Source organism: Bacillus sp. SA1-12 (assembly GCF_000981385.1).
In the GTDB taxonomy this organism is placed as follows: domain Bacteria; phylum Bacillota; class Bacilli; order Bacillales; family Bacillaceae; genus Metabacillus.
This window is the reverse complement of sequence record NZ_LATZ01000006.1, coordinates 1-22,217: the sequence shown is the minus strand read 5'-3', so window position 1 is coordinate 22,217 and position 22,217 is coordinate 1. Positions and strand designations below refer to the sequence as shown.

The 22,217-nt window shown below is 37.9% G+C and carries 21 protein-coding genes and 2 riboswitches; of the genes, 11 read left to right on the top strand and 10 right to left on the bottom strand.

Annotated elements, in window-relative coordinates:
- Positions 1–22 precede the first annotated feature (22 nt).
- The 5 genes from WQ54_RS05640 to WQ54_RS05620 form a co-directional block, all read right to left on the bottom strand.
- A complete protein-coding gene (locus tag WQ54_RS05640) occupies positions 23–988 on the bottom strand; it encodes an ABC transporter ATP-binding protein (protein WP_046513341.1) in 966 nt (321 codons plus the stop codon).
- Positions 969–1,982, bottom strand: a complete 1,014-nt coding sequence (locus WQ54_RS05635; protein WP_046513336.1) for an ABC transporter ATP-binding protein — start codon at positions 1,980–1,982, stop codon at positions 969–971. Before WQ54_RS05635 ends, WQ54_RS05640 begins: the two co-directional genes overlap by 20 nt.
- Positions 1,983–2,431: 449 nt before the next feature.
- Positions 2,432–2,854, bottom strand: coding sequence for a transcriptional regulator MntR (gene mntR / locus WQ54_RS05630; protein WP_046513334.1), 423 nt, complete (start codon positions 2,852–2,854; stop codon positions 2,432–2,434).
- Positions 2,855–3,035: 181 nt separating this feature from the next.
- Entirely contained in the window at positions 3,036–5,594 is a 2,559-nt protein-coding gene (locus tag WQ54_RS05625; protein WP_046513331.1) for a vitamin B12-dependent ribonucleotide reductase, read from the bottom strand.
- 448 nt (positions 5,595–6,042) lie between these two features.
- The gene (locus WQ54_RS05620; RefSeq protein WP_046513330.1) at positions 6,043–6,879 is read right to left on the bottom strand and encodes a biotin/lipoate A/B protein ligase family protein; all 837 of its coding nucleotides are present in this window, start codon (positions 6,877–6,879) and stop codon (positions 6,043–6,045) included.
- A 183-nt stretch (positions 6,880–7,062) separates the two neighbouring features.
- Between WQ54_RS05620 and WQ54_RS05615 the strand changes: the two genes are divergently transcribed.
- Positions 7,063–7,449 carry a rhodanese-like domain-containing protein gene (locus WQ54_RS05615; protein WP_046513327.1) on the top strand — a complete coding sequence of 129 codons (387 nt, stop codon included), beginning with the start codon at positions 7,063–7,065 and terminating at the stop codon, positions 7,447–7,449.
- 68 nt (positions 7,450–7,517) lie between these two features.
- Here the strand turns inward: WQ54_RS05615 and WQ54_RS05610 are convergent, their stop codons facing one another.
- From WQ54_RS05610 to gcvT, 4 genes are all read right to left on the bottom strand, one after another.
- Complete coding sequence (locus WQ54_RS05610; RefSeq protein WP_046513324.1) at positions 7,518–8,201, bottom strand: helix-turn-helix domain-containing protein; 684 nt, start codon at positions 8,199–8,201, stop codon at positions 7,518–7,520.
- A 192-nt stretch (positions 8,202–8,393) separates the two neighbouring features.
- Complete coding sequence (gene gcvPB / locus WQ54_RS05605; RefSeq protein ID WP_046513322.1) at positions 8,394–9,851, bottom strand: aminomethyl-transferring glycine dehydrogenase subunit GcvPB; 1,458 nt, start codon at positions 9,849–9,851, stop codon at positions 8,394–8,396.
- Complete coding sequence (gcvPA, locus tag WQ54_RS05600; protein WP_046513319.1) at positions 9,844–11,190, bottom strand: aminomethyl-transferring glycine dehydrogenase subunit GcvPA; 1,347 nt, start codon at positions 11,188–11,190, stop codon at positions 9,844–9,846. Before gcvPA ends, gcvPB begins: the two co-directional genes overlap by 8 nt.
- 45 nt (positions 11,191–11,235) lie before the next feature.
- Positions 11,236–12,339 carry a glycine cleavage system aminomethyltransferase GcvT gene (gene gcvT, locus WQ54_RS05595; protein WP_046513316.1) on the bottom strand — a complete coding sequence of 368 codons (1,104 nt, stop codon included), beginning with the start codon at positions 12,337–12,339 and terminating at the stop codon, positions 11,236–11,238.
- 335 nt (positions 12,340–12,674) lie between these two features.
- Positions 12,675–12,767: riboswitch (glycine riboswitch) on the bottom strand.
- A 291-nt stretch (positions 12,768–13,058) separates the two neighbouring features.
- On the opposite strand from gcvT, the gene WQ54_RS05590 reads away from it, so the two are divergent.
- The 10 genes from WQ54_RS05590 to WQ54_RS05550 all read left to right on the top strand — a co-directional run bounded on the left by WQ54_RS05590 (position 13,059) and on the right by WQ54_RS05550 (position 21,613).
- Positions 13,059–14,744 carry a DEAD/DEAH box helicase gene (locus WQ54_RS05590; protein ID WP_046513313.1) on the top strand — a complete coding sequence of 562 codons (1,686 nt, stop codon included), beginning with the start codon at positions 13,059–13,061 and terminating at the stop codon, positions 14,742–14,744.
- A gap of 27 nt (positions 14,745–14,771) precedes the next feature.
- Positions 14,772–15,569: a YqhG family protein gene (locus WQ54_RS05585; protein WP_046513310.1), complete on the top strand. Its 798-nt coding sequence runs from the start codon at positions 14,772–14,774 to the stop codon at positions 15,567–15,569.
- A gap of 343 nt (positions 15,570–15,912) precedes the next feature.
- Positions 15,913–15,995: riboswitch (cyclic di-GMP riboswitch) on the top strand.
- A 32-nt stretch (positions 15,996–16,027) separates the two neighbouring features.
- Positions 16,028–16,186 carry an anti-repressor SinI family protein gene (locus WQ54_RS32435; protein WP_084821852.1) on the top strand — a complete coding sequence of 53 codons (159 nt, stop codon included), beginning with the start codon at positions 16,028–16,030 and terminating at the stop codon, positions 16,184–16,186.
- A 92-nt stretch (positions 16,187–16,278) separates the two neighbouring features.
- A complete protein-coding gene (locus WQ54_RS05580) occupies positions 16,279–16,614 on the top strand; it encodes a helix-turn-helix domain-containing protein (protein WP_046513307.1) in 336 nt (111 codons plus the stop codon).
- A 266-nt stretch (positions 16,615–16,880) separates the two neighbouring features.
- Positions 16,881–17,087, top strand: coding sequence for a hypothetical protein (locus WQ54_RS05575; RefSeq protein ID WP_046513303.1), 207 nt, complete (start codon positions 16,881–16,883; stop codon positions 17,085–17,087).
- Positions 17,088–17,148: 61 nt separating this feature from the next.
- Positions 17,149–17,931 carry a hypothetical protein gene (locus WQ54_RS05570; RefSeq protein ID WP_046513300.1) on the top strand — a complete coding sequence of 261 codons (783 nt, stop codon included), beginning with the start codon at positions 17,149–17,151 and terminating at the stop codon, positions 17,929–17,931.
- A complete protein-coding gene (locus tag WQ54_RS05565; protein WP_046513297.1) occupies positions 17,931–18,197 on the top strand; it encodes a PqqD family protein in 267 nt (88 codons plus the stop codon). The genes WQ54_RS05570 and WQ54_RS05565 overlap by 1 nt, the downstream gene beginning before the upstream one ends.
- Positions 18,187–18,660: a signal peptidase I gene (locus tag WQ54_RS05560; RefSeq protein WP_046513295.1), complete on the top strand. Its 474-nt coding sequence runs from the start codon at positions 18,187–18,189 to the stop codon at positions 18,658–18,660. Before WQ54_RS05565 ends, WQ54_RS05560 begins: the two co-directional genes overlap by 11 nt.
- Positions 18,657–20,468 (top strand): ABC transporter ATP-binding protein, encoded by a 1,812-nt coding sequence (locus WQ54_RS05555; RefSeq protein WP_046513292.1) that lies wholly within the window; start codon positions 18,657–18,659, stop codon positions 20,466–20,468. Before WQ54_RS05560 ends, WQ54_RS05555 begins: the two co-directional genes overlap by 4 nt.
- A gap of 11 nt (positions 20,469–20,479) precedes the next feature.
- A complete protein-coding gene (locus tag WQ54_RS05550) occupies positions 20,480–21,613 on the top strand; it encodes a nucleotidyltransferase family protein (protein WP_231597458.1) in 1,134 nt (377 codons plus the stop codon).
- 55 nt (positions 21,614–21,668) lie between these two features.
- Here the strand turns inward: WQ54_RS05550 and WQ54_RS05545 are convergent.
- The coding region (locus tag WQ54_RS05545) for a group II intron maturase-specific domain-containing protein (protein ID WP_046513289.1) at positions 21,669–22,217 on the bottom strand (549 nt) is incomplete at its 5' end.

Genomic DNA, 22,217 nt, shown 5'->3' with positions numbered 1-22,217 from the left:
TTTATCATCAAGATGTAAGCCATTAATTAACTAAATGACATGCAACATAATGACCATTCACGCTTCGATATTCGGGTCTAACTGTTTTACAACGCTCCATACAAGCTGGACATCTAGTATGAAACGCACATCCGGACGGCGGGTTTGAAGGACTGGGAAGTTCACCGGAAATGGTGATCGTTTCTCTTTTATAATCAGGATCGGGAATTGGAACAGCTGATAGGAGTGTTTTGGTATAAGGATGCATTGGATGTTCATAAAGCTCGTTACTTTTCGCTAATTCTATTAATCTCCCTAAATACATCACCCCTATTCGATCACTAATATGTCTGACCACCCCGAGGTCATGGGCAATAAAAAGATAAGTTAGTTGGAATTCTTTCTGTAAATCTTGCAGTAAATTTAAAATTTGTGCTTGAATGGAAACATCTAGCGCAGATACTGGTTCATCCGCTATTATTAACTTAGGCTTTGTCATTAAGGCTCTCGCAATCCCAATCCGTTGACGCTGGCCGCCGCTAAATTGATGTGGATACCTCTTTGCGTGGTAACTGCTTAACCCGACAATTTCGAGCATTTCTTGCAGCCGCTTTTTCCTTTCGGCTTTCGATCCAATCCCGTGAACAATAAGCGGTTCCTCCAAAATTTTTTCAATCGAATGCCTTGGATTTAATGAGGCATATGGATCTTGAAAAACCATTTGGATATTCCTGCGGGTTTTACGTAATTCTGTTTTTGACATTTTAGTCATTTCTTTATCTTCAAAGAAAATCCGTCCATCACTAGCCTCGATTAATCTCATGAGCAATCTGGCTGTAGTGGACTTACCGCAGCCACTTTCACCAACAATTCCTAATGTCTCGCCCTTGTTTAAAGAAAAAGAAACATCATCCACAGCTCTTACTTCCCCTTTTTTCTTTCCTAATGCCCCGCCTGTAATTGGATAATATTTTTTCAGGCCTTTAACTTCAAGAAGTAACTCTGACATCTTTTTCGGCCTCCTCTTCCCTTTTATGCAAGAAGCAGCGAACCCTATGATCCGGAAGATTCTGCCTATATAATTGTGGAGACTCTTCAAAGCAAATACTCTTTGAAGTCTCACATCTTTCGACGAACTGACATCCTTTCCGCGTACTTCCAGGACGAGGAATATTTCCTGGGATACTATATAATCGGCCCTGATTGCCTCTTAGGTCTGGCACTGACTTTAATAATCCGATTGTATAAGGATGCTGCGGTTCTTTTAAGATTGTCCTAACATCACCCTGTTCAACGATTTCCCCTGCGTACATCACAATAACCCGATCACATATTTCAGCTACGACACCTAAATCATGTGTAATAAGAATGATCGATGTATTCATATCACTGTTTAAATTCTTCATGAGTGAAAGAATCTGGGCTTGAATGGTAACATCAAGCGCAGTTGTCGGCTCGTCCGCAATCAGCACACGAGGGTTGCACGCCATTGCAATCGCAATCATGACCCGTTGTCTCATCCCTCCAGAAAGCTGGTGAGGATATTCCTTTATCACCTCACTGGCCCTTGGGATCCCGACTAGATTCAGCAACTCGATCGTTTTTTCTTTTCGTTCTTTTTTTGAAAGCCTTGTATGTATTTGAAGTGCTTCACCTAATTGATCTCCGATTGTAAATAACGGGTTTAAAGATGTCATTGGCTCTTGAAAGATCATGGCAATTTGATTTCCTCTGATTTTCCGCAGTTCATGTTCATGAAGCTTTGTCAGGTCCTTGTTTTCAAATTCAATTAAGCCATGATCAATTTGTCCGGGTGGCCTTGGAATCAAGCCCATTGTTGCTAAGGAAGTCACGCTTTTGCCGCTGCCTGATTCTCCAACGATCCCCAAAATCTCTCCTTCCATTAAATCAAAGCTAATACCGTCTACTGCAGTAATGGCACTTTGGCCTGAATGAAAAGATACCTTTAAGTCCCTAATATGAAGAATCCTTTTTTCAGTCATTTCATCACCTGCCATCTCTATTTTTCGAAAATTTAAAACTATTAAAATATAACAAATGCAAGTATGGACAATTATGACACAAAACCATTTTGCCTCTTGCTAAAATTTGTCGGACACGCCAAATAACTTTTCGACAGTTTTCATTTCTATTTATCCCTTTAAAGCAGCTTACTTTTAAAGCGTTACATCGAAACTCTGTTAATTCTTTTTGTTATATCTAAACAAAATTCCCTGTTAATATTCCAACTTCAAAATTTTATTAAAATAACACTTTGTATAGTAGGATAGTTTTAGTTCATATACAGTTATTTCCACCTAAAAAATTACGAACACTTTTTTCACCGATGACTTTTTAGCTAGCAGTGGAGATATTTAGATTTTTCCTTACATAAAAAGCCCTATGAGGCAGGATGATCATGATCACTCCTGCTTCATAGGGCTTTTATGTATTATTGTTCTTCATTATTTTTTTGAATGCTTCTTAACGTATCGATTCGCTGCTCATTTTCTTCAAAGTATTGGACAAGATCACCAATCCGATCGATGGCATTCCAGCTTAAATGATGTTCAATACCTTCCACATCATTATAAATCTTATCGTCATCGACACCGATTATTTTTAAAAACTGTTCTAACAGTTCGTGGCGATAGACAAGTCGTTTTCCAATTTTCTTCCCTTTATTCGTTAAGACAAGTCCACGGTATTTTTCATAAATTAAGTATTCATCTTTATCAAGCTTTTGAACCATCTTTGTGACAGAGGAGGGATGTACAGCTAATGCTTCTGCTATGTCAGAAACACGGGCATATCCTTTATCTTCTATTAGTATATATATTTGTTCAATATAATCTTCCATGCTAGGTGTTGGCATTCGTTCCCCTCCAAATTGCCGATCTTTTTTAAACGAAATCATATCAATTTTACATGAGAATATTCCTCTTTACAAGAAATATGGAAATTTCGCTTCTGTTATCACTATTTTTTCTTTTTATCCGAAAGCTAGACATGAAAAAGGATCTGACATTAGCCAGATCCTTTCAGCTACACTATTTTTACAATCCGCATTTAAGCTGTGCACCACAGCTCGTACATGTATTACATCCGCCAAGATCCTCTACCGTACCTTCACGACATACAGGACAAGTATTTCCTACTTCATTCCCTATTGTGACATCTGTTGAGCGGAGATCGTTAATGGTATCAACAAGAACCACTTTACCTTTTTCTTTTGTTGCTACATCCTCAGTCTCATCAAAAGTATTCTCTTCCGCTTTAAGTGTTAATACTTGCGTGTCACGGCTGCCGTCTACATAAACAGTACCACCCTTGGCACCGCCTTTATATAAACGCTCGTATACCTTTTCTACCTGCTCTACTGTATAGCCTTTAGGAGCATTAACCGTCTTACTAATTGAGCTATCAATCCAGCGCTGGATGACACACTGTACATCTGCATGTGCTTCAGGAGCCAATTCCATTGCGGAAACAAACCATGATGGCAGATTGTTAGGATCTGCTTCTGGATGTTGATCTAAATACTCTTGTACAATATCAGCTTTTACTTCAATGAATTTTCCCAGTCTTCCGCTGCGGAAGTAAGAAAATGAGAAGTAAGGCTCAAGACCTGTCGATACTCCAACCATCGTACCTGTTGATCCAGTAGGTGCGACAGTTAATAGGTGTGAATTACGGATACCGAACTCTTTCACAGCGTCTAAAAGATCAGCAGGCATTTTACTCATGAAGCCCGTTTGGGTAAATGCTTCACGAAGACGGTGTGTCTCTGCTTCAGTTTCGCCAACCAAGAAAGGAAAGCTGCCTTTTTCTTTCGCTAATTCGATGGAAGCACGATAAGCTGTTGTCGCAATCGTTTCAAATACTTTGTCAATTAAGAGATTTCCCTCTTCTGAACCATATTCAGTCTCACAGTAAATAAGAAGATCATGCAAGCCCATTACACCAAGACCAACACGGCGCTCACCTAGTGCTTGATGTTTGTTTTCCGGTAAGAAGTATGGAGTAGCATCGATGACGTTATCCTGCATTCTCACACCGACTTCTACGGTTTTTCTTAATTTATCAAAGTCGACCGTTTTTGTTTCTTTATTCGCCATTTCAGCTAGGTTAACCGCAGCTAAGTTACAGACACTGTAAGGAGCAAGGGGTTGTTCACCACATGGATTTGTCGCAACAACCTGCTGGCCGTATGCTTTCGCATTTGTCATGTCGTTTGCGTTATCGATAAAGAAAATGCCCGGCTCTGCTGAATAGGTTGCACAAATATTAATCAAGTTCCAGAGCTCTTTTGCTTTAATTTTACGATATGTGCGAACCTTGTAACCAAGTTTCTCCCACTCGCGTACATCACCAACTTTATGCCAATTCTCGTTGTACGCCTTCATGTTTTCTTCATTGTAGCTTTCCACATCTGGGAAACGCAGTTCATAGTCAGCATCTTTTTCAACTGCATCCATAAAATCTTTTGTTAACGTTACAGAAATATTTGCACCAGTAAGGAATTCAGAATTATGAACGCTGTAATTACCGCCTGTGCGAAGTTTGATTTCTGCATCTTTAATTATTTTTTCACTAAAACCGCCTGTTCCAGGGATATTCTTGTAATTAATAATCCCTTGATACATATCAATTTCTTGTTGAGTAAGCGGCGTGAACTTTAATTTATCTTGTGCGTATTTTTTGATCGCTTCATCATTTGTATTTTCAATTAAGTATCTTAGAATTCGCGGATTCTGCATTTTTGAGATGATGAATTCAATGATATCAGGATGCCAGTCGGCAAGCATGATCATTTGAGCACCTCTGCGTGATCCGCCTTGTTCAACCAGGTGCGTTAATTTCGCAATATCATCCAGCCATGATACAGATCCTGATGATTTACCATTTACACCGCGTGCAAGAGTATTGCGAGGACGTAAAGTGGAGCCGTTCGTACCAACACCGCCGCCGCGGCTCATGATTTCCATTACCTGCTTTCGGTGTTCAGAAATGCCTTCACGTGAATCTTTAACAAATGGCATGACATAGCAGTTAAAGTATGTTACATCCGTTCCTGCGCCTGCTCCATAAAGGACACGACCTGCAGGAATAAAGTTTAAATTCACAAGCTCTTGATAAAACTTTTCGAACCATTCCTTACGTTTTTCTTCCGTTGCTTCTACCGATGCTAATCCCGTTGCATTTCGTTTCGCAATTTGTTCGTAAAAGATTTCAAGCGGTTTCTCAATGACGTCTAACGAGCGTTTTACAATACCTGTTTCTACTTCCTCAGGTTTGTCTAAAGAATGACGGTATTCCTCATCAACAAGTACGCTTGCCGTTTTTGCTTGCCAATCAATTTCTTTGATGAATCCAAGTCCTCGTGCCGGGAATTTAGGATCCTCTTTAATCGTGAGAACAACAAAGTCACCTTCAGAAAGGGTAATCTTCTCCGTATCCTTAAACGTATAACGGTCAAGCATAACAAGTCTTGATACACCCTTATGAGTTAACTTCATATCCTCTGTAATTGGATGAACCTGCGGAAATGCTGCGATATCCTTGTTAAGCTTTTCCACATTTATGGTCATCTTTTGCTCAGTACCAACAGTCATTGTAACAACTCCTCTATCTATCTCTCTATTATGTTCTGATTAAACTTACCATATCTGACCACATTATTCAATATATAGTGTCTCAAAAATTACAAACAATACTATATATAGTTTTTTGGTCAACTTCTTATCAATTTGTCAAATCGAAAACTCATTAAAAAGCAAAGAAAAAGTACGTTTTTATAAGATATCCTTCCAAAAAGGATGGTTTTTGAAGGATTTTGTCACTTGCAAGGTGAAACTTGTCAAAAAAAATTGATTTATAAGGGTTTATCATAATTTATGTCGAAAAAAATACATTTTTAATTCAACAGGGTTTACCTTTGCTCAATTGACAACAAGATTCTATTATAATTGATTTTTATAAAATTTGCATTTGTTTTACTAGCTATTCTTCTAAAGAAAAAAGACGCAACCTCTGCGATCACGTCTTTACTCGATTTCTGATTTATCTTTTAAAGTTCCACTCATCACTCTCATATTTCTCTTTTGCCAAAGTTTCAACAACTTCAAGTTCTTCAGGAGTAAGAGTATATGGCTTTAATTCAATATTTAAACCTTTTTCAAAGCCTTCTTTAAAAGCTTTCTTCGCTTCTTCTAATGTTACTGGCTCATCGCGCAGGGTATTTGTGGCAACAGCTTTGTTCTTAAAGGCACGTTGCATCCTTTCCCTTACTCTGTCATTTGGATAGGTAAATAAGTCAAATAATAAATCCTCATCTAAATCAAGCAAGATCGAGCCATGCTGAAGGATGACACCCTTTTGCCGAGTTTGAGCGCTCCCTGCTACTTTCCGTCCTTCAACAACAAGCTCATACCAGGAAGGCGCATCAAAGCACACAGCAGAACGAGGTGACTTCAGCCCTTGCCTTTCCTCTTCCGTACGCGGGATAGCAAAATACGCATCAAGGCCCAGATTTTTAAATCCTTCTAAAATCCCTTCTGAAATGACGCGATACGCTTCTGTTACCGTTTTAGGCATATCTGGATGCTCCTCAGAAACAATGACGCTATAGGTAAGTTCCTTGTCATGCAGAACCCCGCGTCCGCCTGTCGGCCTTCTAACAAAACCTAATCCATATTTTTTAACAGCATCTAAATTTATCTCTTTTTCTACCTTTTGAAAATAACCGATCGAAAGTGTAGCTGGATTCCAGCCATAAAATCGAATGGTAGGCGGTATTTTTCCTGTACTATGCCAATCTAATAAAGCTTCATCCAAAGCCATATTAAATGCTGGTGAACAATTACCCGAATCAATATATCGCCAAACTTCCTTCGTCATAATGTAACCCTTCTTTTTTAAAAATTTTACTACTTAAGTCTAGCAAAACTTTCGAAAGAAGGAAATAATATTGCATGTTAGCTAATGACAATTAAGACGAGCTTTTATATAATAAGAGAGGTTTACTTTAGAGTTCTAAAGAGCTTACAATTAGAAAAACATACATAAAAGGGGTCGAGCATTTTGACAACAACATGGTTACTCATTATTTTAGCAGCAGCACTAATCGGTTACTCTGCTTTTACTTTTTTCTATCAACGGAAAATTATGAAACATCTAACAGAAGAAGATTTCCGAGCAGGCTATCGCAAAGCACAACTAATTGATGTCCGTGAGCCAAATGAATTTGAAGGCGGTCATATTTTAGGCGCCAGAAACATTCCGTTATCCCAATTGCGTCAACGTTACAAAGAAATCCGTCAGGATCAGCCAGTCTATCTATACTGCCAAAACACTGTAAGAAGCGGCCGTGCAGCACAAATGCTTAAACGCAAAGGCTACAGTGATATAAACTGTTTAAAAGGCGGATTTAAAGGCTGGACAGGGAAAATAAAGAAAAAAAATGGATAAAAAAAAGCAGACTCAGTTCACAGTTCTTTATCAATTCGATAAGACTGTAACTGTGTCTGCTTTTTTCTTTATTTTGCAAAGCCCATAATTTGTTTAATAACGGCCAAGCCAGATCTTTGCTCATGTTTAATTCTTTCTTGCCTATCCTGATGCTGCTTGAGAAAGGCTAAGAAGCGCTCTTCACGTTCATCCGTTTGCTTTTGAACTAACTCTCGTTCACGGCGAATTTCTTCTTTATATAATTCCCGCTCTGATTCAGATACATCTGACAATGAGCTAATCATTTCCTGTACATCTGAAAACTCAATACGAGCAATCTCAGTCTGCAGTTTAGCCGTTTTTGCAATTTGGTTGTTTACCGACTGCACAACATTTTGTTCCAACTGCTTTAAACGCTCATCAAGCTTAAATATTTCCTGCAATTCAGACGATTCGATAAAGGATGTAATTTTCGTAAGCGACTCCTTTAGATCAGAAACATCCTGCTCTTCTAATTGAGCTGTTGTTTGAACAGGTGAACCATTTTGGTTTTGCAATAATTGTTTAATTGTTTGGGTATCCAAATTGCTTTCTTTAAACGATTTAATTTTCCTTAGCATTTCAATGTTATCAGCCGTAAGCAGCCTTGTGTTTTTGTCATCTCGTTTAAATGACAAAAACTCTGGAAATTCTTCTTCCCAGTTTTTCAATAAGTATGCCTTTTCCCCGATTAAGGAAGCAGCTTTTGAAATCGTTACATATTTAGTTGCCAATCTATCCACCAACCCTCTTTTTATTTTTTGCTAACCTATTAATTCTTCAAGGGCTGTATCCTTTTCCTCCATGTCGACAAAGGTTCTAAAAACTAGTCACAACCTTTGTGAATCTCCTGCTTTTCGGCAAGGAAGCACAAAAAAACCGATTTGCTAGTAAGAGCATTCCTACAGCAAATCAGTTTTTTCGACTTAGCGTTGATATTTTAAAATCGGCTTTCTGGCAGCTGTTGTTTCATCCAGACGTTTAACAACAGTTGTATGAGGTGCTTCTTGAACAATTTCAGGTGTTTCTTCCGCTTCCTTCGCGATCTGAATCATCGCATCAATAAAGGAATCAAGTGTTTCTTTCGATTCTGTTTCAGTTGGTTCAATCATGATACACTCTTCTACATTCAATGGGAAATAGATTGTTGGCGGATGATAGCCAAAATCCAGCAAACGTTTTGCAATATCAAGTGTACGTACGCCAAGCTTCTTTTGACGCTTTCCTGATAATACGAATTCATGCTTGCAATGCTGGTTAAATGGTAAATCATAAAATGGCGCAAGACGGCGCATCATATAATTTGCATTTAACACAGCGAATTCTGTTACAGCCTTTAACCCATCTGGTCCCATTGTGCGAATATACGTATAAGCGCGAACATTGATTCCAAAATTCCCGTAGAATGGCTTCACGCGGCCAATCGATTGCGGACGATTATAATCAAAATGATAGCCTTCTTCTGTTTTAACAAGGACAGGCTTTGGTAAAAATGGAATAAGATCTGCTTTTACTCCGACCGGACCTGAACCTGGGCCGCCGCCGCCATGCGGTCCTGTAAATGTTTTATGCAGGTTAAGGTGAACCACATCAAAGCCCATATCTCCTGGACGTGCTTTACTCAATACAGCATTTAGATTAGCCCCATCATAATAAAGCTTTCCGCCCGCATCGTGGACAATTTTCGCCATTTCTAAAATATGTGCTTCAAATAATCCCAGCGTGTTAGGGTTAGTTAGCATTAATGCTGCTGTATGCTCGTCAACAACACGTCTTAAATCCTCTAAATCCACTAATCCATTTTCATCTGATTTAACCGTCACAGTTTCAAATCCTGCTACAGTTGCTGATGCTGGATTCGTACCATGTGCCGAGTCTGGAACAATCACTTTTGTACGTTTCAAATCATTGTTGGCTTCATGATAGGCACGAATCATCATAAGTCCAGTCCATTCACCATGAGCCCCTGCTGCTGGCTGCAGCGTTACTTCATCCATACCAGTGATTTCTTTCAAATGCTCCTGCAGGTCAAATAAAAGCTCCATAGCCCCTTGAACCGTAGACTCATCTTGTAATGGATGAATATGTGCCAGACCAGCTATACGAGCAACATTTTCATTGATTTTTGGATTGTACTTCATTGTACAAGATCCTAATGGATAAAAACCAGAATCAACGCCATGATTGCGTTTAGAAAGTGCCGTATAATGTCTCATGATATCCAGCTCAGATACTTCAGGCAGCTCTGCCTCTTCACTGCGTAGATAGTCAGAAGGAATTAGTTCATCTAATGACAATTCTTCAACTTCAAGCTCAGGCAGACTATACCCTACACGGCCTTTTTTGCTCAGTTCAAAAATTAATGCTTGATCTTGATTATTCATTGCCATCCCCCAATTCCTCTACAAGAGTGTCAATTTCTTCTTTTGTGCGCAGCTCTGTTACAGCGATGAGCATATGGTTTTCAAGCTCAGGATAGATTGTACCCAAATCAAAGCCGCAGATGATTCCTTTTTCTAATAACTGTTTATTTACTTCACGAACTGGTTTTGTAAGCTTTACAACAAATTCATTAAAAATAGGCTGTGTAAAAGGTACATCCAATCCTGCTTTTACACATGCATTTTTCGCATAATTGGCCTTTTGAATATTTTGAATAGCCATCTCTTTTACTCCCTGCTTGCCAAGTGCAGTCATCGCAACTGAGGCTGCAAGAGCATTTAATGCTTGGTTGGAACAAATATTGGAGGTCGCTTTATCACGACGAATATGCTGTTCACGTGCTTGGAGCGTCAAAACAAAGCCTCGTTTACCATTTTCGTCAGTTGTTTGGCCAACTAGACGCCCAGGAACCTTTCTGACAAGCTTGTTTGTAACCGCAAAATATCCGCAGTGCGGACCGCCAAAAGCAGTTGGAATGCCAAATGGCTGCGCATCTCCTGCAACAATATCTGCACCAAATGTTCCAGGAGGTGTTAATGCGCCTAAAGCTAATGGATTAGATGAAACGATAAACATGCTTTTTCCAGTGTGTGCGATCGGTTCAATTTCTTTTAAAGGTTCAATATGGCCAAAGAAATTTGGATACTGAACCAAAACGGCTGCAACATCATCTGACATTTCTTGCTTTAGTGCATCCAAATCGGTTACACCATCTTTTACAGGCACTTCAACAACCTCAATGTATTGACCCTTCGCATAGGTTTTAATAACGTCACGTGATTCAGGATGCACTGCCTTTGAAACAAGTATCTTTTTCTTTTTTGTTTGTCCAGCAGCAAGCATTGCCGCTTCAGCTAGTGACGTTCCGCCATCATACATCGAAGAGTTCGCAACATCCATACCGGTTAATTCACAAATCATTGTTTGAAATTCAAAGATGGCTTGCAGTTCACCTTGAGAAATCTCTGGCTGATATGGTGTGTAGGCAGTATAGAATTCTGAACGAGAAATAACATGATCAACGATGACCGGCATGTAATGATCATATACCCCTGCACCTAAAAATGACGCATGACTTCGTAAATCTTTGTTTTTAGCTGCTAATTGGGAAAGCTCTTTTAAAAGCTCTGTTTCCGATTTCGCTTTTTTAATATTGTACTCCCCTTTAAAGCGAACACTTTCTGGAATATCTTGAAACAGCTCATCAACAGATTGTACACCGATGGCTTGCAGCATTTCCTGCTTATCCTGCTCGGTCATTGGTAAATAGCGATGATTCATTGCTTGTGAACCCCTCTCATTGTTGGATGTTTTTTTCTTTTGCGATTATTTCTTTGCACGTTTGTAAAAAGGTGTAGCTACAACAACAGCTTTTAATCTTTTTTTACGAATTTGAACCTCTACCTCTGTTCCTAACTCTGTAAATTCTGCTTTTAATAAGGCCACGCCAATGTTTTTCTTTAAAGTTGGTGATTGAGTACCAGTCGTAACAACTCCAATTTCTTCATTATCAGCAAATACTTCATATCCATGGCGTGGAATGCCTTTGTCTATCAATTCAATACCGACTAATTTTCGTGCCGGGCCGTTCTCTTTTTGTTCCTTTAAAACAGCTTTCCCAATAAAATCAACATCTTTATTCGGTTTTACTGCAAATCCAATGCCTGCCTCGATCGGGGTAATATCCTTAGCTAGCTCCTGACCATAAAGCGGCAGATTTGCTTCAAAACGAAGTGTGTCACGAGCACCTAATCCGCAAGGGATTACGCCGTCTTCCTTCCCTGCTTCTAAAATACGTTCCCAAAGACCAACGGCATCATCTGCAGAACAATATATTTCAAAGCCGTCTTCACCTGTATAACCTGTTCTTGAAACAAGCGCCTTGGCTCCAGCAATGTTAACTTCATTTTTAAACTTAAAGAACTTAATTGCCGCTAAATCCGTATCGGTAAGTGATTGCAGCACTTTTTCTGCAACTGGACCCTGAAGGGCTAAGAGAGCCACTTCATCTGATATGTTATTAATTGTTACGTCCCCAAATAAGTGAGATGTTAGCCATTCAACATCTTTCTCAATGTTTGACGCATTAATAACAAGCAGGAAGTCATCCTCTGCTTTTCGATAAATAAGCAAATCGTCAACAGTTCCACCATTTTCATAACACATAGCTGTATATTGAGCGCCGCCATCCTTTATTAAAGCGACATCGTTAGTCACAAGCTTTTGTAAAAAAGCCAGGCTGTCTTTACCCCGAACCTCAACTTCTCCCATATGTGATACATCAAAAAGACCTGCTTTTGTACGAACTGCTTCATGCTCTTCTTTAATAGAAGAAAACTGAACCGGCAAATCCCAGCCGCCAAAATCAATTGTTTTAGCACCGTAGTTTTTATATACGTTATATAATGGTGTTCTTTTTAACTCTGTCATGTTGGATAGACTCCCTTCTATTTTTGGTAAACTTAAAGTGAGACTTATCACTCTTAAACCGCCGCGTCCTGAAGTCTCGCCTGACTTAGTCAAGAATCCTACGTGGTTCTCGTGATCTCTTGCTTATCTTCATAGATTCACTTGGAGTTTAAGCTGGGCTAAATGAAAAGCATCAAAAAAAGGACATAGAACTCCCACTATCTTATAGTAGAAGTCTCTGTCCTTTTACCTGAAAGTTTACCTTATGTATAAAGCGGCAAAGCGCTACTTACACCTGCCACATAAGGCTTTCCCCTTTGGTCGTTTGCTTTTTACGCAAACACTCTCCAGAGCCGCGTCAAATAAGAGTCTTTTTGCCTGAGAGATTCACAGATGTTTGCTCCTTCGGCGCTATATACCTTAGCTATAGTCTCTCCCCTTATTCTCATCCGCACATATTTCGTTTTTAAAATGGTTATACTACTTCAATAAATGACGATGACATTCAAACATTTCTAGTTAAGAAGAATGAAACAATTAAGAACTTTCTTTCTTCACTTACATCCTACCATGAGGGCAGGGTTTCGGCAATCTATTTTTTCCTTAACATTAAAGTTTTTTCATTTAATAATGTTCGTGTTTTTAATGATTCATTTAAATTATTAGCTTTAAAGCCTTTTTTTCTAACGAAATAGTGAACATTCCCTAGCAGCATTGATTAAGAAAGGACTGTCATTCTTATGAATGTAAAGACATACTTTGATTCCTCTTGGGAGGAAGGTTTTTTTGAAAGACTAGAAAATGATGGGGCTTGGTCAAACTGGGAGCTCTTTAAGCTTAGCTATGAAGTTCAACAGCATACAGCCGTACCAACATTTGAAGGTTTACAAGCGCCTATGCATCTTCCGCATTTTACGCCGCTTCCCCATCAATTAGAGGTAGCTCAAAGAGTTGTAGAAAAAATGAATGGAAAAGCTATTTTAGCTGATGAGGTTGGTTTAGGAAAGACAATTGAGGCAGGACTAATTCTAAAAGAATATATGATTCGCGGCTTAGTCAAAAAGGTGTTAATTTTGGTTCCCGCTTCACTCGTCTCTCAATGGGCACGTGAGTTAAATGAAAAATTTTACATCCCTGCGGTTGAACAAAAGAAAAGCTATGTTTGGGAAGCTTATGATGTTGTTGTATCTTCCATCGATACAGCCAAACGAAGCCCGCATCGGGAAATCGTTTATGAGCAAAACTATGATTTAGTGATAATTGATGAAGCTCATAAGCTAAAAAATAATAAAACCAAAAACTATGAATTTGTTCAAAACCTTAAGAAAAAATATTGCCTTTTACTAACAGCAACACCTGTACAAAACAGAGTTGAAGAAATTTTCAACCTTGTTTCTCTCTTAAAGCCCGGCCACTTAGGAAATGAATCGTATTTTTCAGAAGCATTTTCTGCAAAGGAACGTTCATTAGAAGATCATGAGCATTTGCGCGAGCTGATTAATAAGGTCATGATACGAAATCGCCGCGGCGACACTGGTATCGAGTGGCCAAAACGACATGTAGAAACAGTACCGATTGAATTTTCCGAAACAGAACAACATCTTTATGACACGATCACTGCATTAAAAGCTTCATCAAAATATGCTGCAAATGCATTTTCTATCATGACCCTTCAACGTGAAGCATGCAGCAGCCGTGAAGCCGTATATATGACGTTAAAGAAAATGCTCGACCGTCCAGAGGAAGAGAAAGCCGTTTTACCCAATGAAGTTATTAAAGACATGATGAGAGCGATTGACGGTGTCACACAAAATACAAAAGCCCAAAAGGTCGTTGAATTGATCAAAGAGCTAAATGACAAAGTGATCATCTTTACGGAATATCGGGCTACACAATTTTACCTGCAATGGTTCTTACAGCAAAATGGCATTACCTCTGTTCCTTTTCGCGGCGGCTTCAAACGCGGAAAAAAAGATTGGATGAAAGAGCTCTTTAAAAACCGGGTACAGGTGCTCATTGCGACAGAAGCAGGCGGTGAAGGGATCAATCTGCAATTCTGTCACAATATCATTAACTATGATCTGCCATGGAACCCGATGAGGCTAGAGCAAAGAATTGGCCGGATTCACCGCTTAGGACAAGAGCAGGATGTTCATATTTACAATATGGCTACAAGAAACACAGTGGAAGAACATATCCTAAAGCTGCTCTATGAAAAAATAAATTTATTTGAAAAAGTAATTGGTGATTTGGATGAAATTTTGACAAAATTAGAAATTAAAAATTTCGAAGAGCATATCCAGGATATTATGCTCAATTCAAAAAGTGATGGCGAGATGAAGATTAAAATGGAAAACTTAACCTCAATCCTTGATTATGCTAGTGCCTCCCAAGAGCAAAGAAATGCTGCTTGCGGAAATCAATAACCGTTATGGTTGAAAGGTGGTAATGTTATGCAACAGGAAAAAATCCACAGCTTTCTAGAAAGCTTTTTTACAGCCAATTCCTGTGAGATCATCGAAAACGAACCAGGTCATTTAACCGTACAATTAACAATCGACATGGACAAGGAATTAATGAATCGCCCCTTTTATTGGCATTACCTTGAAAAAACAAATGGGATTCCAAACCCTATGAAGTTAACATTGATTACAGATCAACAAAAAGCACCTGCAGATCTAAAGGGTGAGGTCATGCATTTTGGCGCACCTCGCCTTCATCAAATCTTTCAATCCACCACGAAATTAGGAAGTTATATCCGTTTATTCGAAAAAGTCAATACGACATACGGAAACACACCTTTACATCCATGGCTTGGGGTAAATATCATGGTTTCCTGCCAATGTGATATGAAAAAAGATCAGATCTATTCCATTGGCTTGCATCTAATTAGCGGTACATTAGTAGAAAACTTTCAAGATAAACTAGAAAAGCTTCAGCTAACACCAAAAATTCCGGACCTCTGCTTTAATATGACACCTTTAATCAGACCACAGAGCGGATTAAGGAGAATTCAGCAATTTATTGAACAAAGCATAAGCGAGCAGGACCATAATTGGGCAGATTCAGCTAGACAAAGATGGGACGAAGATCTTAAGCTTTTAGACCACTTTTACGAAGAGTTAGACGAAAAACCAGACTGTTATCATATAGAAAAGGAAGCTTTACGTGATCTCTATGAACCAAAAATTTCGATTTCGATTCAAAATGGCGGTGTTTTTTATTTAACCCAACAAGCTATTTTCAACTAAATATTCATTCGTGCAGCTCTCTCAAACAAAATGGCTTGACCATTTCGAGGGAGCATTTTTCATTTTTCTTTAAATCATTCGACAAAATTTTCAGAAATATTTAACAAAAAATTTAGTTTTTCTTAAATTCTCCTTAAAAGTAAGATAAAGAAATTTACAAAACACCGTTAAAAATAGGTATTTTTACCCTCATTTTATTGCATTTATAAGAAAATACTCCCCTTTTAAATATTTTTATTCAATCGACACCGTTCAGCACACTTCCTGAAACTACCTTTTTATAATAAGGTATAGTTAGAAAGTCAGATATATAAAAAGGACTTTAGAATGAAAAAATGGCAATATCAGTAAAAGGCAAACCTGTTGAAAAATAGGGACGCAAAGTCACAGATCTAACGTTACCACTATGATGGCTGGGCTGCCTGAAATACAGGCTAGTATTTTAGGAGGGTAAAAAGTTGAAAATTGAAATTGTTGATCAAATAACCAAAGATGGCCATCTTGACCGTGAATGGGTGGAGCTGATTTTAGAAGCACTTGAAGTCGGCATTAGTGTAGAAGAGATAAAAGCCTTTTTAGCTAAAAAAGGCAATCCTGCCCTAAGTGAGGTTAGGTAAGACTATGTAAATTTTTTGCTAAAATGTTCTTCATATAAAACAATACCTTCTTTATATGTTATACTAGTGCTAACAAAGGAAGGTGACTTGACGTGATTGGTCCACGAATTAAAAAATACCGAACTCAAAAAAATTTATCTTTATCCGAACTAGCTGAAAGAGCAGGAGTTGCAAAATCTTATTTAAGTTCGATTGAACGCAATCTCCAGTCAAATCCTTCTGTTCAGTTTTTAGAAAAGGTTTCATCCGTTCTAGGCGTGTCCGTTAACACCCTCCTCGATGAACAAAGTGAAACAGACCCACAGGAACTTGACTACGAATGGAAAAAACTCGTTCAGGACGCCATGCAATCAGGTGTCTCCAAGGAACAATTTCGCGAGTTTTTGGAATTCACCAAATGGAAGCTACAAAATGATAATGATAAATAAGGATGAGCACGGTAGGTGATCTAAGTCGCCGATGTGCTCTTTTTGTTTGGGACTGTTCGTTTTATTGAATACAATTCTATCGAGCATTTCATCTAACCTATAGATTCTTGTTTTTTGTTCGTTATGTCGAAAAATTCCCCTTTTCATTCGATTTATTACACTTTATAATGTTATAGAGAACAAAGGATCGAACGAATAGAGAATTAACAATCGCTTTTTTTACCCCGATCGTTCTTTATAAAGAAAATATCAGAGGAGGTGATAAAATGACAGGAAAAATTAATGAAAATCGGCCTGTGGTTTTAGAACATCAGGCGATCCGGTTTGAGACTGCTCAGAGCTGGAATCCAGGGAAAGGTAACTTAGATCATCCTGGTACAGGAAATGATGGGATCAATTGGCCTCCAAATAATCCCAATCCTACCCCAGGTGGTGCAGGAACTCCTGGTAACGGGAACGGTAAAGGGAAATAATAATCAACACTTAGAGGTCAATAGTCATTGGCCTCTTTATAAAATAAGGAGCAAATAAAGGATGCATAAAAAAAGGATTAGGATTGGGGAACACCTTATTCTAGTTACAAGTGATTCTATTAATGTCATATCAATGTTTGATCGCAATTTTTATATAGAAGAAGATAATAATCTAATTCCGGATTTATTCCTACATATTGAAGATGGGTACGGAGTTCCATTCGTTAATTATCAAGTATCTATAATAAATACAGAAAATCACATTTCCTTTAAAAGGGCCGATTACAATATAAAAGTGGACCTAAATTACAAATCAGCAACTATTTTCGTGCATAACGAACTCGCATTAAAACACGCATTAATGAATCTTTACAGTTCATTTATTGTTCATCATAATTGGGGAATTTTACTTCATTCTTCATGTGTACTTGATAAGGGATCGGCCCATATTTTTTCAGGCCAGTCAGGAGCTGGAAAATCGACAGCTGCAAAATTGTCTTTTCCTAGAGAACTTTTATCAGATGAAGCAACAATCATAAAAATTACATCTAATGAAATAATGGTCTATGACTCACCATTTAGAAGTGAGCTTAAAGGAAATGGTCATTCACAGCCCCATATCTTAGAAAGCATCCAGCTTCTTCATCAGTCATTACATAATAACCGGATAAGATTATCAAAATCATCCGGACTCATAACCATAATAGATAAAGTTTTCTATTGGACTGATGATCCGCAAGATACTATAAGAATATTAAATTTACTTAAATTGTTAGTGAATCAGGTTCCAGTCTATGACCTCCACTTTCAAAAAAACAACACCTTTTGGGAGATGATCTCGTAATGAAACAGTATATAAAAATAAGTGATTATGAAACAGTTCAACTTGATGACGATTGGATCATTATGAACACTGACAATTTTACGGTAACAAAGCTAAACAATCTTGGCGGTTTATGTTGGACTTTGCTAGACCAGCCACAAACGCTTCAATCTCTATGCCAATCTCTGAAAAATGTTTACGATATCCAGAATGAATCATTACCAAAAGATATAGAGGCTTTTTTATCAGAACTTATTGAATATGGATTGGTGCAGCATGCAGTTTAGTAAAGACACTGTCGATCTACTAATTAATACGATACGAAAATATGGTTGGATGGATCTTCCTTCCTCCGGAATGAGTATGTATCCATTTATTCAAAAGGGAAACATATGCCGTTTTGAAGCATTTAATGAAAATACAGTCAAAAAAGGCGATGTCCTGCTTTATCATTCTGCATCAGGCCAACTTATTGCCCATCGCTTTTTAAGAATAAAACAAATAAATAATCAATCGCATTATGTTCTTAAAGGGGATACAAACCTTTGCTCAGATGAACCAGTAAAGCAGGAGCAAATCATTGGAAAACTAGTAACCATCAATCGATTAAATAAGAAAATTCACATCGATGACTATACAGCGATTTTATGGAGTAACTTGATCATTTCTTTTCCATTTATGTCTAAAGTATTAAGTTCTCATCTATCTATAAAAGCTACAAATCGTACACGGTCAGGTGTTCCGTTATGATTAAAGATAAACTAATAATACTGATGAAAGAATTTAACTTTACAGGTATACAAAAGACGTTTAAATTACTCGGACCCTATCTATTAAAAAGCTGGAAGTCTTATTTAGGCCTTCTCCTTATATTACTGATTGAAATTTTCCTTACGTTAGGCTTTGCTTGGTTTTATGGTGCGATCACAGACGCCGCTGTCCAAAGTCAATTTAAAACGCTGCAATCACTAATCCCAATAGCTATCCTTTTAATTTGTATTAGTTTAATTGTTAGTTATTATAATATTTATTTAGAGTCCTATGTCACAAGCAAAATAAAGAAGGACTTAAAAGAAGATGTCTTAAAACAGATCATGCTGTTACCATCCCAGCAATTAGCTAAAATCCGTTCAGGAGAGCTATTAACACATTTTACAAATGATATTAATTGTATTAATGGTGTGATCGGAAGCAATTTAATTTATCTTATCCAGCTGCCATTAGTATCAATGGCTGTTTTTTTCTATATGCTGCAAATTCATTGGCAATTATCCGTTCTTAGTCTACTTATTATACCGATTGCCATTGTTATTGGTGGGATTTTTGGGATTTTAATCCGGAACAATAGCAGAACGATTTATAACCAGATTGGTGATATCAATAGCCACTTGACGGAAATGTTCCAAGGAATCTCTGTTATCCGTTCATTTCTGCTTGAAAAATTATTTGTTAATCTCTTTAAACAAAAGAACGAGGATTTCTTCGAATTAGAGATGAAAAATGCCAAGCTTCGTGGCGCTTTTTATGTAGCAGGGGGCTTCATCTCATCCATTTCCTATATTGTTAGTCTCTGTCTTGGGGCATTTTTTGTTTCAAAAGGAACAATCTCTGTTGGCTCTTTGCTAACATTTGTCACCCTTATTCAACGTTTGATAAGTCCTTTAACAGGCATTGCCGGCTTATGGGGAAGCTTTCAAAGCTCTGCTTCAGCGGTTGAAAGAATTTCTTCAGTTTTAGATGAAAAACTAGATTCTTTGGAGTTACCATCTTATGAACAAATCCACAAGATTCCTATCTCGTTGAAATTTCAAGATGTTCATTTTACCCATGAGCCGGAAACAATCCTATTTCATAATCTAAATTTAGAGATTCCTACAGGTAAAGTAGTCGCATTTGTCGGGACTAGCGGCGCTGGAAAAACAACTTTATTTAACCTATTACAGGGCTTTTATAAGCCCCAATCAGGTCAAATTATGATGGATGATGTCTCAATTCATGACCTTCCCCCATCAATTTTAAGGAGTACATTTGCCTATGTAGCACAAGAAACCTTTCTTTTTGGCGGGACAATTAAAGACAATCTCCTAATCGCACGGCCTGTCATAACCGAAATCGAAATGATTAATGCTGCCATTCATGCTAATATCCATGATTTCATCATGTCTCTTCCCAATCAATATGAAACAGAAATTGGTGAACGCGGAGTGAGACTTTCTGGAGGACAAAAACAACGGCTGGCTATTGCCAGGGCAATATTAAAGAATGCACCGATCCTGTTGCTTGACGAAGCCACTTCTGCTTTGGATAGTGAATCAGAATTTCAGGTGAAAGAAGCTTTGGATCGATTAATGAAAAATAAAACAACCTTAGTTATCGCCCATCGGTTATCAACAATCCAGCATGCGGATTTAATCGTCGTGATGGATCAAGGAGAAATTGTTCAACAAGGCACCCATCATGAGCTTATGGGGCAAGAAGGTCTTTATCGTCAACTTACGAAAACTCAGTTTTTAATAGATAACAATCATGAAAGTCAGCTGTCTGTCATATCTAGCTAAAAGGGGAAGAAATGATGCTAATAAACTTTCTGCAATCTCTCTATGATCGTAACTCAGAATTGCAAATTGACTCTGAAGTTTACCGTCTATTAATTGAGGACATTGAATACTTTTCTATTGCTCCTCAAGTCTATTTTTTTCTTAAACAACAAAATCGACTAGACCGGACTCCCCCATTCTTCCAAAATCGTTTAAAGAATATGTACAATCAAGGACTTATCCAAAATTTATTTATAAAAAATCAAATGGAAAAGATTCTAACGTCTTTAGATGAATTAAAAATTCCAACGATCCCTCTTAAGGGGATTTTGTTTGCGGAAAAGGTTTTTGGTCATTTTGCTGCGAGATCAACTTCTGATATTGATCTTTTGATAATGCCAGACCATCTTAATATTGTTATTGATTGTATAAAAAAGCTGGGGTTCACGATGGAGGAGGAATGCGCTCCTGGCCACTTTCATTGCAGTCTAAGCAAGGAAATTCCGGGCTCACCCATTCCCCTTACTGTAGAAATTCATTGGGATATATTGAAGCAAAAGACAAGTCGATTTGACATTACAGAATTTTGGGCTGAAGCTGTACCGTTAAAACCATATACTTTTATTAAGCAGCTATCAGAGCATCACACGTTTTATATGATCTGTCTTCATGCATGGAGACATAATTTAGATTCAATGAAGCATTTCCTAGATATCCTCCAGTGTATATCGTTTTTTGGTGATCAGATAGACTATGACAAATTAATGAAAGATGCAGTTAGGCATAAGACATTAAAAAGGATGGTACGAACATTAGCCATTGTCTATAGAACCTTCCCTTTATTTCAAACAATATGCCCCCTTCCCATTCAAGCTAACAAAGGTATATGGTGGCAATACGAGGCAATTAGAAACACAAGCTTTCGAAATACAAAGGTATATCTAGATTATTTTGATTATTTATTTTTCAGCTTTGATACGCTAAAACATCAGTTACATGCAATAGGAGAATGGATTTTTCCATCAGCCTTTGATCTCGCTTTTGAACAAGAGGTTAATGGAAAAATCTACTTCTTCGATTATCTGAAGTTATATCATAAGAGATGTACTGGGTATATAAAATCAATATTTTTACATAGGAAAGCTGAATCGAGTAGGAGGGGGTGACTAACCCCCGACCTCTCACACCACCGTACGTACCGTTCGGTATACGGCGGTTCAATTAAGTTTGACGTAGAAATTCATATCTTTGATATAAACTTTTAAGCCCACGGGAACTCCAATAGGAGTTATCAAGGGTTTTGTGTAGAATTGGACTACAGGCGATTCTCCAATATTTCTTTCTTGAGTTTCCCCATTCGTATACCTTGTTATCAGGAACACCTAAACCTTTTAGTTTTCTAACTCTTGTTTTAGGTGTTTTCCATTGTTTCCATTCAACCATACGAAGTCTTCTTCTTATCCACTCTTCAAATTCTTTGAACTTACTTGGTGTATCAGCTAAAGCGAAGTATCCGCACCACCCTGTTAGATATTGGTTTAGTTTTTCAATTCTAACTTCCATAGGACTAGGTTTTGAACGAGATGTGATCTGTCTTATCCTAGACTTTAGTCTTTTGATACTTTCATTCGCTATTCTGACCTTGGGTTTCTTATGGTTTGTAAAACTGAAACCAAGAAACTTCCGTTTCCAAGGGCGGTCTACCGCTGACTTCTCTCTATTAACTTTAAGTTTTAGTTTCTTCTCAATAAAACTTGTAATTGAGGTCAT